Raw genomic sequence first — 16,237 nt, forward strand, 5'->3', positions numbered from 1 at the left:
CACGCGCGTCCCACTCCGGGCCGCCAGGAGGGAGCTGTCGACCCTCCTGGCGCCCCGGAGGCTTTCTCACCCACCCCCGCGCTCACGGGCGAAGCGCTCGATGCGCTCGATGGCCAGCTCCATCTTCGTGCGCGCGGAGCTGTTCGCCGAGTGCACGCGAAGACGCGGCGGCACGAAGCTCCGCGTCGCCACGGCCTCCTCCACCCAGAGCAGGACGTCGTACCCGGTGCCGTGCGCGTCATCGCCAAGGTCATGGTCCAGGCTCAGCTCCGTCACCTGCCCGCCTTCGAGCAGGGAAATCGCCTCCTCGGGCCACCGCACCGGCACCCAGCCCTCGGGCGTGGGGCGCTCGTCATCCAGGTAGACCTTCATCGCCGTCCACTCCTCCGCCGCGACGGTGCGGCGGAACGAGCTGGGTACACCCTCACGTCACGTGAGGCTCAAGGGGCTCAGCGCTCCCCGTCGTCCGAGGGAGTCCCACCCGCGAGCCGCCGCAGCTTCGCGGCGAAGGGGCTCTCCTCGCCCGTCTTCACGGGGCCCCCGGACAGGCGCTGCCGGCGGGTCATGGCGAGCGAGCCTTCGGCCGGGCCCTCGAGGGCTTCCTTCTCGTAGCGGTCCTGCCCACCCAGCGCGCGGCCCACGGGGCGGGCGGAGCTGATGCGTCGGTTCGTATCCACGGGCATGACGGTACCTCCAGGAGCAACGAGCCCCTTTCTACCCCACCGGCGTCCCGCTGGCAGCCCCCGGGGGTTCCCCACCGGGAACGGCTGCCGGCGCCCCCCACACGGCTTCCGGGTCCTCCAGCGCGGCGCCGATGTGGCGCAACACCCGGGCAATCAGCTCCACGTCGAGGAGGCGCGCGTCCCAGGTGCAGGTGAGCGCCAGTTGCATGCCCGGCACCAGCACGCCGTCCTCCACCACGGGGACGCGCCGCACCGCGCCCGGGGCCAGCAGCAGCGGCACCCGCGTGTACGGAATCATGGCCACGTAGCCCCGCTCCAGCCCCAGCGAGCCCAGGCTCGTCACCGCCACGGAGCCAAACGGGTCTCTCGGCATCCCCCCCCACCGCAGGTCCACGTTCAGCGTGTACCAGACGAAGGACAACAGCCGCAGCGCCAGCCCCATGAACAGCCCGGGGATGCGGTAGGAGCGGCGCTTGCCCCGCTCGATGACGGCGTCCCGGCGCGCGCGCACGTCGGAGATGCGCGACTCCATCTCCTCCACGAAGGTGCCCAGCGACAGCGTGTCCGCGCGGTGCACGGTGGCCGTGGTCAGGTCCGCGCGGCCTGCCTCCGCGGGCTGCACCACCAGCACGCAGACGCCCACGTCCCTGCGCAGCGAGGGCCGGTTCCACCGCAGCAGCACGTTGGCCTCGGGGTACACGCGCAGCGCGTCCGCGGCGGCCTTGGCCACCAGGTGCGTCACCGTGAGGCGCCGACCGGTGCGCGCGCGGTACGCCTCGAGGTATGCGAGCGTCCGCTCCATGCGCACCTCCAGCGCCGCGTACGCGCTGGGGTCTCTCGGCGAGCGCCACGTGCCCAGCGCGAGCTTGCGGAAGGCACCGGACGGCGGCGCTGGCTTCAGGTCGAGGTCCACGCGGAGCCCCGGCTTCGCACGAGGATGTGCGCCGTGCAACCGTGGCCGGCACCTGGCGCCCTGGCGGTGACACCGCGGTCTGCCTCCAGGGCGCCATGTTCCAACGCGGGCGGGCCTACTTCTTCAGCCAGCCCTTGATGACGTCGAGCACCTCCTGGGTGATGCGCGGCGCGGAGTTGGCCTCAAGCCCTAGATGGACCGCCCCGCCGGCACCATAGGCGTGGATGCCCACGGCCTGCGGACCACTATCCGTCTGCACCCAGACAGGCGCTCCGCTCTGCCCACCCATCGTGTCCACGTCGTAGAAGAGCCGCAGCGGCGAGACGTGGACGACCTGCTTCGCGTGGAACCACTGCTCGCTGCCCTGCAGCTCGCCGAACCCCTTGTCCCCCGGGTAGCCGGAGACATTCACCCGCTGGCCCAGGAGCGCCACATCCGTGCGCACCGACGTGGAGAACCAGCCGGTGACATCCGTCACGACCTTCGCCTCATCCCCGAGGTGGATGGCCGCGTAGTCGAAGTCCGGGTCCTGAGAGGAGAACCAACGGCTGGTCGCCGAGAAACGCTTGGACGAGAGCCGAGGGAACGGCTCCCGCACGCCGCTGCGGCCCGGGTAGATGTGGATCTCCTGCGCCCAGCCCCCCAGCATCGCCTTGTCGTAGACGCAGTGCCCCGCAGTGATGAGCGTCTTCGGTCCGGCGAACCATCCTGTGCCGATGGCGGCGCCTCCCTTTCCGAGGATGAGGAGGGAGCAGATCATCCGCCAGGGCGCGGAGTCGGTGTCGAGGATGCGGACGCGCTCATCGACGCCAATGATGCTCTCCAGCGCCGAGGGCCTGCGCGCGGGGCGCTTGAAGGGCTCGGTGCCGCGCACCAGCAGGTCTCGCGCCGACAGCCCGATGCCCACGTCCTTGCCCGCCCCCCCTGGCAGGGCATCCAGGACCGCCGGAGCCGCCTCCAGCTCGGTGGCCCTGACGTCCGTGTTGCTGACACTGCCCAGCCGCTCGTTGCCCGTGGAACCGCCGTCATTCTCTACCGTGTCCATGTTTCGCTCCTCCCTTTTTGACTGCGCTGCTGCTGTGTCGGGCCGGTGCTGGTGCTGGACGCGGAGCTCGCGGCGAACCGCCGTGCGGCTCCACAGGGTTGGAGGTTCATCGCTGGCCCTACCTGGTTCCGAGTGTCCGCTGGCGTCAGGCCGGCGGCGGCTCGAAGGTCACACCTGCCTTCCTGCACGCGGTGGCGATGAGGTGGATGGGGATGCCCTGGTTGTACCCGGCCTTGTTGAACGCCCCATGACTCGAGTCCCCACCATGATGGAGGGCAACGAGGTCCAGGCGCGCATCCAGGCAGGGTGAGCCTGACGAGCCCGGCAGGGTGTTGGCGTCGTAGCGCACGCGCCGGGCACCCACGCGCAGGAAGTCACCGAACGCAATCTGGAGGGCGTCCCCGTCCGGATGCTGGAGGATGAAGACGCTCTGGCCCTGGCCCAGCAGGGTCAGCGAGGTGTCTTCTGACAGCTTCAGCCACCCTCGAGGACGGCCCGGCGCCGCGGCGTCGAGCGTGCCGACGGGCAGCCTCCCCACCGGGGACGCGAGGCGGATGAGCGCGAAGTCCAGTTCGCCCTCGGCGGGCTCCTGGTCACCCGGGTCGGGCAGTTCGTCCAGCGGGCTGGGCAGGGCCGAGGTCACCAGCCACTTCGTCCCCACCGGCTTCACGAAGTTGCCCTCACGGAGGGTGGCGCCATCCGAGGTCCGCCGGAAGTCGAAGCGGAAGCGGAGGTCCTCGGAGACGTCCTCCTGGCCCACGAGCTCGTGGACGACGTGGTGGTTGGTCAGCAGCAGGTCCGGGCCCACGAGGAATCCGGTGCCGGCGGGCCGCCACATGCCATTGCGCCGGACCTCCACCCGGGCGATGGCGCCCTCGCAGGCGGCGAGCCGCGTCCGCCACACCTCCACGTCCACGAAGGGCGTCTTGTCCCGGACGATTTTCTGCAGCCGGTCAGCGCTCACTCCACTCGGCTTCGGGAGCAGCCCGCGCACCTCGGCCAGGCGCACCAGCGTCTTGTCGTCGAGGAACTGCTCGTGCGCCGCGAGCAGGAGCTGCGCCAGCCAGCCCCTTCCCGCCGCATCCGTTACGACGCCCAGCGGATCCTTCGCCTTGTCCCCGAGCTGGGCCTGATGACCGGAGAGCCGGTTCTTCAGCAGCGCGCGCAGCTCGCCTTCCTTGAGGGCAGCGAGCGCCCCCGCGAGTCCGGCGGCCTCCGGTCCCATCGCATCCGCGAGCCGCTGGTCCAGCTTGACCAGGCAGCGCTGGAAGACCTCGCCTTCCACGGTGACCTGCGTCAGGGACAGGCCGTTGCGCAGCCAGGTGCGGAACGGAATGCTGCCATCCTTGAGCGGCGCATCGGTGTTGAGCCTGTTCAGGTCGACCAGCACCTGGGCAATGGCGTTCCCCGCGGCCGGGAACTGCATCCAGTAGAGGGGTAAGACTCCCGCGAAGAGCGCGGCTCTGTTGTTGAAGTTCCCCGAATCGACGACCGCATTGAAGAGCGCGGTGATGTCGTCTTCATCGAGCTTGCCCATGGAGACCTCCGTTCCAATGGAATCGCATCATTCGCCGCGCCCCAAGGTGCGGAGCGCACGCTCGAAGGTGGGGGCGATGTCAGGTAGCACCGACTTCGTGAGGGACAGTGCCACTTCGAGGTATGCGCGGAGCGCCCGGGGGAAGTGCGCCGCGAGGCACTGGAGGTCCGCTCGGAGCTGGCCCCTGTCACCGGGAAGCACGGGCAGGTTCACACGGATGTGGCTGGGCCCGGTTCGCTTGAGCTCCGCCGCGAGCTCCGGATGCGTCGCGGCGATTGAATCCAGCGCTGTGCCCAACGCCTCGATCTGCCTGGCGCCGAGCAGGGCCTGGGCCTTCTCCAGCGTCTCGGCTTGCCAGAAGTTGACAGCCCCGAACAGGCCTTCATAGAGCACCGCCCTACCGCGCTCCTTCCAGACGTTCGCGATGGCATTCACGAACTCGGAGGACATGAAGAGCTTGGCGAGTACCGCACCCGCATCCCTGCGGTGGTGGACCGCTTCAAGAACGGCCTCCCAGGCCGCCCTGGATGGCCCCGAGACATCCACCCCCAGCACGCGGCTCGCGAGCTGGAGGGGTTTGAGGCCCCAGTCCCCGGAGGCAAGCGTCTCCGCCTCCTGAGCTCGCTCGCGCGCGTCTTCCCCGATGCCCGGGCCGAGTAGCTCGAGCCAGCTCAGGAACGCCCGAGGTTGCTCTCCCAGCAGGACCGCGACCATGTAACGGCCCAGAACCAGGTCGCGCCGCAAGACCTTCTCATCGAGCCGGTCAAGGACACGTTCCGCGCGCGGCCGCTCTCCGGGAACCCTCATGAGCCCCCAACGCACGTCGTAGTAGCGGGCAAAGAGTGCTGCTTCGAAGGGCTCGCCCAGAGGCACCTGCAGGTCGACCGCCATCTTGAGCTGAGAGGCTTCGGCCGACAGGTCCTGTCTGAGCTTGCTTAGCGCCGCCTGGAGCAACCGTGCTCGGAGGACCTCACCCGCCTCGCCGCGTGCGATGGCAAGCATGGCGGCCTCATGTGCGAAATCCGAGGCCACCTTCCATTGCGCCGGAGGGAGCGCGGCGAGCGCCCGTGTCTCCTCGGTCGAAAGGGCCAGCAACTTCATCTCCGGGGGGCCCCTCAGCGCCACGGAACTCCAGACCTCCCGCCGCATTCCCAGCACAGGAGACTCCTCCGCCGAGAGGACCGACGCGACTCTCGGAGCCGCGTCCAGCAGGCTCTGGCCCGCCAGCCAATGCCGGGCACCATCCGGGAGGGTCTCATCCGGGTCGAGGCGCAGCGCAGCCAGGACATCCGGAGTACCGAGCCCGTCGAGAACCTCGGCCGGTGCGTCGAGGCGCAGCCGGTGGTACAGCTCCTCCGCGCGGGCCTCCAAACCGGGTTGTTCCATGTAATAACCTGCGGCCTTCGCGTCGACCGCCCGCACAAGGTCTGGCGCGTTGTGGGCAAGGAGCCTGAGCGTGATGACCCGCAGCTCCGGCCGGTGCACGAGGACATCGGCGCGCTCCACGTAGGCCAGGAACACCTCCTGCCGGAGCTGCTCGAAGAGCTGTTGCACCTGCGTCTCCCCGGACAGCTCGAGGCCGGCCATGGGGACGAGCACCTCGCGCAGCAGACCGGGCGTCACACGGCGGAGCACGAGCCCCGGCTTCGCCAGCTCCGCGACCTGCTTGACGTGGATGCGCTCCAGGACGCGGTCGTAGAGCACGGCCTGCACGAGCTCCGACGGCAGCTTCTCCAGTGCCTTCTCCAAGTCTTCGGCGCCATAGCGCTTGAGGAACGTCGCCCCCACGCGAAGCGTGAGTGGGTTGCCGGACGCCGCCTCGACGAGTCGGGAGACGCACCTCTCATCCGCCACCCCGAGGCCTTCGAGCATGGCCCGGGCCGTCTTGTCGTCGAGCGGATCCAGGTGGAGCGAAACGGCGGGCTGTCCCCCTACAGTGAGCCCCTCGGCCGGGGCGCGGCCGAGCACGAAGACACGCACGCGCGGGCTGGCCTCCACCAGCGCATCGAGCCACCGGGCCGCGGTGCCGTGCGCCTCTCCCGTACGGAACTGCACCTCCTCGAAGGAGTCGAGGGCGAGGAGGAAGGGCGTATCCCCCGCCTTCAGGCAGGCCCTGTCGATGGCGCGGGCGACCCGTGCGGCGGCCTTGCGCAACGCGTCCGGGGACGAGAGGTCCCCGAAAGCCTTGGGGGCCGCCGGGGCGCGCCCCGGCGATTGGAGCGCGAGCTGGCGCATCAGCTCCGTGTAGATTCCGCCGGGCTTGCGCGACTCGAGGATGGCGCGGTCGAAGTCGAGGTAGGCGAAGGGAACCGGAAGCTTCCTGCCGGGTCCGGCCACGTCGAGGATGAACCGCCCCAGGAGGGAGGACTTGCCACTGCCTCCCGGACCATGGATGACGAGCGCCGCGGGTGCTCCAGGGGGCGCGAAGAGGTGCTCCTGGAGCTGTCGCAGCTCCCGCTCACGCCCACGGAAGTACCGGCCGCCCAGGTCCTCGAAGGGGTCCAGGAGCCTGCGCACCGCCAGCAGCCGCTCGATCTGTCCAGGTGAGGGAAGCTCCGTGATGAAGGGCTGGAACCACCCGGAGAGCGTGTGGAGCCAGTCCAGTTCCCGGGTCCCCAGCTTCGCCACCTTGATGGATGCGGGGTTCTCCAGCATCCGGTCGAGCAGCCCCTGAGGCCCTTTGGAAGGAACATCCGCGTTGGCCCGCCGCGCTTCGAGGAATTGCTCGCGTGAACCGAGCTCCCGCAGTACCTCGCTTCGCACTGCGGTCTTGAGCACCCATCTTGACGAGCCGTCCTCCTGCCGGACGGAGTCGACATCGTCGAGGAGCAGCGAGCGTGACGTGCGTTCATGCATCGTCGGGGGAAAGGGCCTGAGCACAAGGGGTTCGAACGACCACAGGACCGCAGCGGCACGCCGGTAGGACTGGCGCGCGTCGGTGGCCTCTCGCTCCTCCGACCTCACCCTCGCGACCTTCTCCTCGACGTCCTGGGCGGTCTGGAGCCCGTGGTACTCGCTCACCTCCTTCCAGAGCCCGGGGTGAGCACGCCTGAGCTGCTGGAGCAGAACATCAATCGAGACGCCGATGTTGATGCCCTCTCGCGCCAAGGCCGCCCAATGCAGCGCGATGAGCTCCCCCTGTTCGTTGAGCACAGGAGCGCCGCTAGAGCCGGGCTCCGTGTTGGCATCGTAGGAGAGGGTGCTGGAGCTGACCTCTTTGATTTCCCCCAGGCTCAGCAGCACCTCCGGCCGCCCCCTGGGGCACGACAGGACGAAGGCCCGGCCCGAAAGGGCACTTCGCGCCGCACTCGCCGTTGCCAACCGGGGGGGACGCACCTCCGCCGCAGTCTCAAGCCGCAGGAGAACCATGGCCCTGTCCCGATAGGAATCGCTGATCTCCTCCAGCTTCTCCCGGGCCTCCGGCGCTCCGACAAACGCCTCGGGCCAGGCTCGGAACGAATGTATCGCCTCGGGCGGTGCGCTCCCCGGGAACAGGTCCAGCGTCACCTCGCGCTGGTCTTCCGGTATGTGGCCCGCCGTCAGCGCGAGCGTGGGAGTGAGCAGGACACCGGTCCAGTAGCTGAGTCCCGCTCCTCGCCCTGATTGGACGATGCGGATGCGCGCCACAGAGTCCATCACCGCGAGGAGCGCGGCGAGGTTCTTCCTGTTCAGGTACTCTGCCTGTTTGGAAATCATCGCAGGGCCGCGCGCGTGCGCTCCTCCAACCAATGACCGACACGGGACAGGAATTCCTGTCCCTGCTGGTCGACTCCCGTGAGCAGCGACTGGAGTTGCTCCGCGAGGGCCTCGCTCGTCAGGGGATTGCCCGCGAGATCCTGGTGCATCCAGAGCAGGTAGTCACGGATGTCCGCCTCGCGGACCATGCCGTACTGGAGCCGGTCCCATTCGACCGCGCCGTCCGAGATGGCCGCCGGTACCGTCGCATCCGGGTAGCCGAGCACCACGAGCCGGATACCCATGGCAGTGGGCGTCACGAACTGCATCAGGTGATTGCACAGCTCGACGATGGGCTCCGTCGCGGCGCCCACTTCATCCAGCACGAGCCAGCAACGCTCGGCCTGCTGCTGCCGCATCGCCGCCTTCGCGGCCCGGAGGATGTAGCTGCACTGCTGCCGGAACCAGTGCGAGTTGGGGGAGGCAACGTCCTCTGCCACCGGCGCATCCGCGCCGAGCTGGAGGAGGATCTGCCCGACGGTCATCCCCACACCGAGGGTGCTCGTCTGGCGGACACAGACATACGGGTGATTCTTGGCTCTGGCGACGTACTGCACCAGGTCCGCCGTTCGCGTCTTGCCACTGCGGGAAGGCCCCGTGACGAGCAGGACGTTCGGCCGGTCGGTCATCAACAGCGTCTTCAAGGTGTCACGCAGCGGTCCGCGGTCCAGCACGACATTGCGCCGCCAGAGCAGACGTTCCTGCCATGGCTCGGGCATCTGCACGGCAGGGGCCGTGACAAGTTGTTTCTCGTAGCGCTGCGCGATGGCGTTCAAGTCCGCGTTGGTGCGACCCAGGTCTTGCAGAATGCGCAGGAGCACCTTGGGCTGCTTCTGGTCCAGGAAGACCACGAGCGTCCGGGCATCCATCCACACCGACGGCCCCTCGGGCACCATGGCAATCATTGCCATCGGGCAATACGTGGACAGAATCGTCCGCAGGTTTGTGATGGTGGGAGCACCCGCGATCAGCCCTCCAAGAATGATATCGACTTCCGGTTCCTCGAGACGCATCCCCCGCTCCACTCGTGCTCGGTCAGAAAGTCTTTGCACTGTAGTGGAAAGAACGGAGTGGCAACAGCAAACCCGCCTGGGCGTGGCGCGACCCACCCGCGCGCAACCTCCTGCGCCGCGCCCGGCGTCCTGTTAGACAGGGGCCACCGGAGCCGCAGTGAGGCTCCCCCTCCCGAGGCACCCGACATGACGCCGTTCGCCCTGGCCCTGTCTCTCGCCCTCCACGCCGCGCCGGCCACGAAGGCCGCGCCCGCGCAGCCCCGTCCCGCAGCCGACAAGACCATGACCGCCTCCCCGAAGCCCGCCGCTGACGACCTCACCGCGTCCACCCGCGCCTGGCAGGAGGGGCGCCTCAAGAGCCTCCAGTCCGAGGAGGGCTGGCTCACCCTGGTGGGCCTGTTCTGGCTGAAGGAGGGCGAGCAGACCGCCGGCTCCGCGCCGGAGAGCGACCTCGACTTCCCGGAGGGCACGCCCGCGAAGCTGGGCACCTTCACGCGCAAGGGGAACACCGCCAGCTTCCAGCCGGCGCCCGGTGTCTCGTTCACGCTCGGCGGGAAGCCCTTCACCGGGGGCGCGCTCAAGTCGGACGAGACGGGCGCTCCGGACGTGCTGAAGCTCGGCAGCCTGAGCCTCCAGGTGATTCTGCGTGGCGACAAGCTGGGCGTGCGCGTGAAGGACAAGGAGGCGCCCGCGCGCAAGCAGTTCCACGGCATCCCCACGTACCCGGCGAGTGCCGCGTGGCGCATCGACGCGCGCTTCGAGCCCTCGGAGACGCCGCGCACCATCCAGGTGCCCAACGTGCTGGGCACCGAGGAGGCGATGAAGGTACCGGGCACGCTGGTCTTCACCGTGAATGGCAAGGAGCACCGGCTGACGCCCGTGGAGGAGGGCGACAAGCTCTTCATCATCTTCGCGGACGAGACGAACCGCGACGCCACCTACGGCGCGGGCCGCTTCCTCTACGCGGACGCGCCGAAGGACGGGCACGTGGTGCTGGACTTCAACCGCGCCTACAACCCGCCCTGCGCCTTCACCCGCTTCGCGACGTGCCCCCTGCCCCCGCGCGGCAACCGGCTCGCCGCCCGCGTGGAGGCGGGTGAGAAGCGGTACGGGGACCACTGAGGGAGCGTCGGTTCACTTCCCGAGCCGGAGGATGAAGGCGTCATAGCCGCCCTCCGGCTCCACCCGCCCCGCACCGAAGTCGGTGGGCCCACCGAAGGCGCCCACGAGGACGCCCTCGCCCTCGCGCGTGACGGAGACGTCCAGCGCCAGCGCCGCCGTCGAGGGGAAGCCCCGCACCCACCGCAGCGCCCCGTCGATGCGGTCCAGCTTCGCCACGAAGATGTTGTCCAGCGAGCCCGCCGACCCCGGCAGCACCCGGCTCCCCACCCTGTCACCCCCCTCGTAGTGCCCGGTGACGAGCACCCCGTCCCCCAGGTCCATCGCCACGCCGGTGCTCGCCCGCGCGAAGTGGCGCGCCCAGCGCTCCTCACCCGCCAGCGTGTACGCCACCACGAAGGCATCCGCGTCCAGCACGCCCGGCGTGTCCGACGCGCGATACGTCCTGCCACCGAACGTGAAGGCCCCCAGGAAGCTCCCCGTCATCACCACGCGGTTGCCATGCACCGCGATGCCCGAGCAGTCCCCGTCCTCCAGCACCTGGGCCCACACCACCGCCCCCGTCTCCGAGCCCAGGCGCCGCAGCCCCGGCCGCGTCCCCGTGCTCGGGTCCTCCGCGGACTCCCCCGGCGTCGTGCCGCAGAAGTACGCATCACCCTGCTCGTCCAGCGCGACGCCTCCGCCCTGCGAGGACTCGCCTTCCGCGTACAGCCACTTCAGCGTCCCATCCGCCCCGTACTTCGCCAGGAAGGCCCGCAGCCCGACGGCGCTCAGCACCTGCCCGCCGAAGTCCAGGCTCCCGTCGTACAGCGAGCCGGACATGAACACGTTGCCCGCGCGGTCCGTCACCAGCCCGTTCGCCAGCAGGGCGCCATGCCCCGCCAGCCTCTTCGTCCAGAGCGTCCTCCCGGCGGGGTCCAGCTTCATGAAGAAGGCACCCTCCACCCTCACGGGCGCCGCTTGCTCACCGGGGCTGAGCACCGCGCCCGCTTCACTCCAGCCCGCGAGCAGCACGTTCCGCTCCCGGTCCGTGCCCAGCGCATTCACGGACAAGAGCCCGCCCTTGCGCCCGTGGAACACCCGCGTCCAGAGCAGCCGCCCGTCCACAGCGTGCTTCGCGAGCACGACGCCCGGCACCTCCGGGTCGTCCACGCCCAGCGGCCCCGTCCCCAGGTCCGCGCCTCCCGAGAAGAGCACCGTGGTGAGCACGTGGCCGTCCCGGTCCTGCGTGACGGCCGAGCCGAGCTGCAGTCCCTCGCCCCGGGCGAAGCGCACCCACGCCACCGGGCCGCCGGAGACCTCGGCCTGCCGCACGGTGCCCAGCGACTCCGCATGCAGGGGAATCGTGTCCTGCTCCAGCGCCCCTCCACACCCGCCCAGCACCACCGCCAGCGCCCACCACGCCTTCGCCCGCATCCCGCTACCTCCCCACCCGCATGAAACGACAAAGCCGGCGGCCCGGAAGAGCCCGGGCGCCGGCAGTGCGAATGGGTGTCCATGGCCCGTACGGCCGGCCCCCTGTTCCCCGGGGCAGGCCCCACGTCCATCAACAACGGAAGCGCGCGTGCGCGCCTCACCGTCTCATGTCTGGAGAGTCGCCCCGTCCGTCAGTGCACGGTGGGCGGCTGGTCCGACACGGCCTCGGGCGCGAGCGGCGACTCCAGGCGCGGGGCGATGCCTCCGGACACCTGACGCAGCAGCGCCTGGCTGAAGGCGGGCAGGTCTCCGGGGTTGCGGGAGGTGATGAGGCCGCCGTCCTCCACCACCTCGCGGTCCACCCAGCGCGCGCCCGCGTTGAGCAGGTCCGTCTTGATGGAGGGCCACGAGGTGACGGTGCGCCCGTCCACGACGTCCGCCTCCACCAGCAGCGAGCCCGCATGGCACACGGCCGCGATGGGCTTGTCCGCGCGGAAGAAGTCCCGCACGAAGCCCACCATGCCGATGTCCATGCGCAGGTGGTCCGGCGAGTAGCCGCCCGGAATCACCAGCGCGTCGAAGTCCTTCGCGGACACCTGCTTCACGGCCTTCTCGGCCTTGAGGGTCTCCTTGCCCTTCTTGCCCTTGAGCTCCTTGCCCGCCTCCACGCCGATGATGACCGCCTCGTGCCCCGCCTTCTTGACGGCTTCATAGGGGACGCGGAACTCGGAGTCCTCGAAGTCATTGGCCACGATGAACGCGATGCGCGCCATGGGTCGCCTCCCTGGAATGTGTGTGGTGGTTGGTGCTTCTCCGTCCGCACAAGGTGCCCACGGCCCCGGCGCGGACCAACGAGGCCACGGGCGGGCCGGCCTCGGGAGGGTCGCCCGCCTGCCCGCCCCCCGGCCCCCCGGGCTTCGAGCGCGGGGCCGTGGGGCGTCATCGAGCCAGTCGATTCAGGGGCAGCGATGCACAGCCGACACGGGCCCTTGCCGCGGCAGCTCTTGCCCACTCCGGAAATGCTTCAGCCCGCGAGCGCTGCTCGAGCCGGTGAACGGTTACCATGGGGGCACTGAGCAGCGCCGCTCTTCGGCGAGCGGGGTTGCCGGTGCCGCTCAGGCTTCTTCGTCTGGCAAGAGCGTCCGGAGGAGCTCGTCGTCGGGGCCGAGCGGGCGCCAGCCAGCGGGCGGCGGATTGGCGAAGAGCGCATCGCCAACCCGGTCGACGCGCTCCTTGTGAGTATCAGGGGTGTCGGCGTACCAGCAGCCGAGCGCCTTGGCGACCGCGAATCGGGCGTCACGGTCCAGCACGACCGGCCAGCCATTTGGGAGGGCCTCCGACAGCTCACGCACGAGCACGTCGCGCACGAAACGTGTGACCTTCCTGCGCTGCTCTGCCTCAGCATGCAGTCCGCCCAACACCTGCACCCCAGCGACGTCGTCCTTGCCAAGCTCCTCGGCGAGCTGGTTCAGCGGGACCGCAGGACGTGCCTCGGCAAATGCGGTGAGCGAGTCGTAACCGCGTTCGCGGACGCGCTCATACAGGCGTGCCTTCCAATCTCCCCGCCAGGAACGTCCGTCGGTCATCGCCTCCTCCCTTGAGTGAACTTCATCGGGATGTCGTAGCGCTTCATTCGAGATGCGACGATGTTGAGGATCTCGTTTCGCGTCAACATCTGGCCAGCCCTGCGCTCGGCTTGCTGTAGCGCATCCATGATCATCCGGTTCCATTCGTTGGGCCACATACGCCCCAGGTGCCAGTTGCCGCCTCCGTGAATCGCCTCGTGGTGGGCCCGCTCCAAGCGAACGCAGAACGTGTCGATGTCCATGTCGCCCTTGAACCCGCGCTCCTCGAACCATGTGCGGTGCTCATCCGGCAGGACGTGATGCTTCGGTGCCTCGGACATGCCCGCCCCGGCTTTGCCCGTCACCTTCATGCCGCTCACCTCAGGGCTGTCGCCCAGCGCATCGCGTAGGCCCTCCGGCAACTCGCCGCTCGCCTGCGCCATCATCACCTGCCCGCCGTGAATGCGGACGGCCGCGCTGGCGGCGGGAATGGAGAGAACGCCCGCCTTCACGAGCCGCCGAATCAGCTCCACCCACTCGGCGGAGACGACAAGCTGCGAGCCGGCCATCACTCCACCCGAGCCCATCATGAGGCCCACGCCGAGCGTCGCGGGAGCAGCGGGCGGCAGGCGAGGCAGCGACATCTTCAGCGTCGAAACCAGGGTGAGCATCTCCATCGCCTGCGCCGCCGCCATGAGCTTCCCGTTCTGCTCGGTGGCCCTGCGTGCGCCGTCGCGAATGGCACCGAACTCGCGGGTGAGTTGCCCCATCAACTCGGGCATCGCAGTGGCCGCTTCCTCCACCTGCTTCGCGTCTCCTAAGGAGAACGCCGCCAGGGTGGGCTCCATCCGCCTCTGTACGCGCTCCAGGTCCATGAGGAGTTGCTCGGCGCTGCAGGCGGAGCACTCGCGGAGCACGGTGTCGGCGAGGGTGAGGAAGTCGAGCCACGCCGCGAGCAGCATGGAACCGAACATGGCCGACTGGAGACGAGGGCCCGTCGTCCGGAGGATGCCCAGCTCCATGCCCGGATCGCCAACCTCCTCGGAAACCGCTACCAGCGCATTGGTGCTACCGAGTGCGCTGTGCAGCCAGGGCAGTTGGTTGGAGCCATGGTCCAGGTAGCGCGTGAAGGCGCCATGGGTGCCGCTCAGACCTCGGTTACCCAGGCGCGTGGGCGGGCTACTGGCCAACTTCGAGAGCGCGCTCGCGACGCTGCCAATCGAGCCCTTCACGTCGACTACCGCTTCGAGCACCGCGTCCCGTACCTGTGAGGCACTCGCGGCAGCGTCTCCCGCCACTCCGCCCGAAGCCACCTCCGTCACGCCGCCCTGTGTCGCTTTGCGACGCGTCAGCCTGCGTTGGAGCGCATCTCCCGCGATGGAGGATGGCGAAGCCTCCCAGAGATTCGAGCGCTCCTCATGCGGCGGTTGAGTCAGCGCGGGTCCCGAAGCACCGCGCGGCATGTAGCGCAGCTCCTCGCTTCGGCTCGGTGCGAGCGACACCGAGGCGCATCCGGTGGTGAGTAACGCAACGCTCAGCACCAGGGCATCAGCGCGCATGGTCCACCCCCAGGCCCACGGAGGCGAAGGCCGCCGGGCGCAGCGTCCCTTCCGCACCAGGGAAGAGGAGCGTGCCGCCCGTGCCCATGGCGTAGAGCCTTCCACCGAGGAATCGCCACCTCACTTCCGCTGCCCCCAGGTAGCGTGCCCCGGGCTTCCCCAGGCTCACGCCCAGCCCCTTCGCGGCCAGCTCCAGGTTGCGCCGGAACAGTTGCACCGCGACGCGCCCGTCCACGTCGAGGCGGCCCCAGGTGAAGGCCTCCACTCCCAGCGACAGGCTCAGGTGTTTCTGGCGCCCGCCGTAGCTGACGGCATCCCAACCCACGTCCGCCTCGGCGTAGAGGGAATGGCCGTCCGGGAAGGGAGCATCCGCCAGCGGCATGCCGTCCGCGCCCGCGGCCTGGAAGCGCGCCAGCTCATATTCGGGGCCGAAGACGCCCTGCCGGAAGCCGCCGTGCTGGCGACGCCCCTCCAGCCGCAACTTCATGTCCAGCGTGGACGTCAGCACGTCGAGTCCAAAGCCCACCACCGCGCCCCACGCGCCGCCTTCTCCGGGCCGTCCTCCCAAACCCGCGGACACGAATGCCTCGTACGTCGGGCGCACCAGGAAGGCGACCATCGCGTCGAGGTGCGCAAGCGTCAGCGATGGCGCACGTCCTCCGGCACGCCCCCAGTCATGTACCGCCGACAGGGCCAGCGTGTAGCAGGCGGGGACGCGAGGCTTGCCGAAGAAGACATGCTCCAGGTCCAGGGAGAGCTCCGCGCCCATGAGACGCGCTCCCAGCACATCCGAGGCGAAGGCTTCCATGTAGAGGGGCCCCAGCGTGCCGAGGAGGAAGCCTCCCGCCGGGTGGTAGTCCGGGTTCGTCCGGTTGGAGTAGCGCCGGACGAGATGGCCGGACAGGAGGGTGTAGTTCTCCAGCCCTCCGAACCACACGGACAGAGGTGCGGTGTCCGAGCCGAACTTCAGGCCACGGAAGAGCTGTCCCCAGTCGGAGAGCGTGTCCCAGTCCTCTCGCCGCAGGAGGCCCGCGCCCTCAGCGCCGCCCCACAGCCTCAGCCGCACCGGGGCCCCCACGTTGACGCCAAGCTCCGGGCCTCCGTCGAGGATGAGCGTGGGCTCGATTTGCACGAACCCCTCGTCACGCCCTACGCCCGCCTGAGGCAGCAACGCCCACGTCGTCGACTCCAGTCGCGTCAGGGAGTGCCACTGACGCGTTGGGAGCCGTGCGTCTGGCTCGGCTGAAGGCTCGTCGCTCTCCTGCGTCCAAGCGGCGCCCGGCAAGAGCAGCAGCAACGCAGCAGCCCAACTTCGCTTCACGCGCATACACCTCTCCTGTGAATGCCGCCCGCCGGGGAACGAAACGACACACGTCTGACGTCCAGCTCGGCGGCGCCGGGCCGGTGGTGACTCAGCAGTGAGAGGGAGAAGGGTTGCCGTCGGCGTCAGGCCACCGGCTGCTGCTTCACGAGAAGAGGGCCAGGTCGCGGCCCCGTCGGAGTCTCGTCTGCATGGCGACGCGCACCGGCGGCACACGCTTCGCCGTTTCCAGCTCCGCGATGCGCAGGTCCTTGGCGTCGGCCCTGCCATCCATCGCCATCTTCCACCGCGCCTCGGCCTACGGAGAAAGTCGAGCGAGAGGGCCTGGAAA

Annotated in this window: 14 protein-coding genes; 1 reads left to right on the forward strand and 13 read right to left on the reverse strand. The window is 69.5% G+C overall.

The features are described 5' to 3' along the window. Positions 1 to 66: 66 nt before the first annotated feature. From ACX9TP_RS43600 to ACX9TP_RS43630, 7 genes are all read right to left on the reverse strand, one after another. Positions 67 to 372, reverse strand: a complete 306-nt coding sequence (locus ACX9TP_RS43600; RefSeq protein ID WP_482976609.1) for a cyclic-phosphate processing receiver domain-containing protein — start codon at positions 370 to 372, stop codon at positions 67 to 69. A 77-nt stretch (positions 373 to 449) separates the two neighbouring features. Continuing rightward, positions 450 to 683: a hypothetical protein gene (locus tag ACX9TP_RS43605; RefSeq protein WP_482976610.1), complete on the reverse strand. Its 234-nt coding sequence runs from the start codon at positions 681 to 683 to the stop codon at positions 450 to 452. Positions 684 to 714: 31 nt separating this feature from the next. Next, the gene (locus ACX9TP_RS43610; protein ID WP_482976611.1) at positions 715 to 1,596 is read right to left on the reverse strand and encodes a 2-oxo acid dehydrogenase subunit E2; all 882 of its coding nucleotides are present in this window, start codon (positions 1,594 to 1,596) and stop codon (positions 715 to 717) included. A 115-nt stretch (positions 1,597 to 1,711) separates the two neighbouring features. Continuing rightward, positions 1,712 to 2,641 carry a trypsin-like serine peptidase gene (locus ACX9TP_RS43615; protein WP_482976612.1) on the reverse strand — a complete coding sequence of 310 codons (930 nt, stop codon included), beginning with the start codon at positions 2,639 to 2,641 and terminating at the stop codon, positions 1,712 to 1,714. Between the two features lie 145 nt (positions 2,642 to 2,786). Continuing rightward, positions 2,787 to 4,178 carry a trypsin-like peptidase domain-containing protein gene (locus ACX9TP_RS43620; RefSeq protein WP_482976613.1) on the reverse strand — a complete coding sequence of 464 codons (1,392 nt, stop codon included), beginning with the start codon at positions 4,176 to 4,178 and terminating at the stop codon, positions 2,787 to 2,789. Positions 4,179 to 4,205: 27 nt separating this feature from the next. Further along, a complete protein-coding gene (locus tag ACX9TP_RS43625; RefSeq protein ID WP_482976614.1) occupies positions 4,206 to 7,874 on the reverse strand; it encodes a trypsin-like peptidase domain-containing protein in 3,669 nt (1,222 codons plus the stop codon). After that, positions 7,871 to 8,926 (reverse strand): AAA family ATPase, encoded by a 1,056-nt coding sequence (locus ACX9TP_RS43630; protein WP_482976615.1) that lies wholly within the window; start codon positions 8,924 to 8,926, stop codon positions 7,871 to 7,873. The genes ACX9TP_RS43625 and ACX9TP_RS43630 overlap by 4 nt, the downstream gene beginning before the upstream one ends. 186 nt (positions 8,927 to 9,112) lie before the next feature. On the opposite strand from ACX9TP_RS43630, the gene ACX9TP_RS43635 reads away from it, so the two are divergent. Beyond that, positions 9,113 to 10,048, forward strand: a complete 936-nt coding sequence (locus ACX9TP_RS43635; protein ID WP_482976616.1) for a DUF1684 domain-containing protein — start codon at positions 9,113 to 9,115, stop codon at positions 10,046 to 10,048. 12 nt (positions 10,049 to 10,060) lie between these two features. Here ACX9TP_RS43635 and ACX9TP_RS43640 read toward each other — a convergent pair whose 3' ends face one another. From ACX9TP_RS43640 to ACX9TP_RS43665, 6 genes are all read right to left on the reverse strand, one after another. After that, positions 10,061 to 11,461 (reverse strand): hypothetical protein, encoded by a 1,401-nt coding sequence (locus tag ACX9TP_RS43640; protein ID WP_482976617.1) that lies wholly within the window; start codon positions 11,459 to 11,461, stop codon positions 10,061 to 10,063. A 191-nt stretch (positions 11,462 to 11,652) separates the two neighbouring features. Next, positions 11,653 to 12,234, reverse strand: a complete 582-nt coding sequence (locus ACX9TP_RS43645; RefSeq protein ID WP_482976618.1) for a type 1 glutamine amidotransferase domain-containing protein — start codon at positions 12,232 to 12,234, stop codon at positions 11,653 to 11,655. 342 nt (positions 12,235 to 12,576) lie between these two features. Then, the gene (locus tag ACX9TP_RS43650) at positions 12,577 to 13,047 is read right to left on the reverse strand and encodes an NUDIX hydrolase (RefSeq protein ID WP_482976619.1); all 471 of its coding nucleotides are present in this window, start codon (positions 13,045 to 13,047) and stop codon (positions 12,577 to 12,579) included. Beyond that, positions 13,044 to 14,585 carry a DUF2380 domain-containing protein gene (locus ACX9TP_RS43655; protein WP_482976620.1) on the reverse strand — a complete coding sequence of 514 codons (1,542 nt, stop codon included), beginning with the start codon at positions 14,583 to 14,585 and terminating at the stop codon, positions 13,044 to 13,046. The genes ACX9TP_RS43650 and ACX9TP_RS43655 overlap by 4 nt, the downstream gene beginning before the upstream one ends. Further along, positions 14,575 to 15,912 (reverse strand): hypothetical protein, encoded by a 1,338-nt coding sequence (locus ACX9TP_RS43660; RefSeq protein ID WP_482976621.1) that lies wholly within the window; start codon positions 15,910 to 15,912, stop codon positions 14,575 to 14,577. Before ACX9TP_RS43660 ends, ACX9TP_RS43655 begins: the two co-directional genes overlap by 11 nt. A 139-nt stretch (positions 15,913 to 16,051) precedes the next feature. Further along, positions 16,052 to 16,180, reverse strand: a complete 129-nt coding sequence (locus ACX9TP_RS43665; RefSeq protein ID WP_482976622.1) for a hypothetical protein — start codon at positions 16,178 to 16,180, stop codon at positions 16,052 to 16,054. Between the last annotated feature and the right edge of the window lie 57 nt (positions 16,181 to 16,237).

This window comes from Pyxidicoccus sp. M15, from assembly GCF_056858435.1.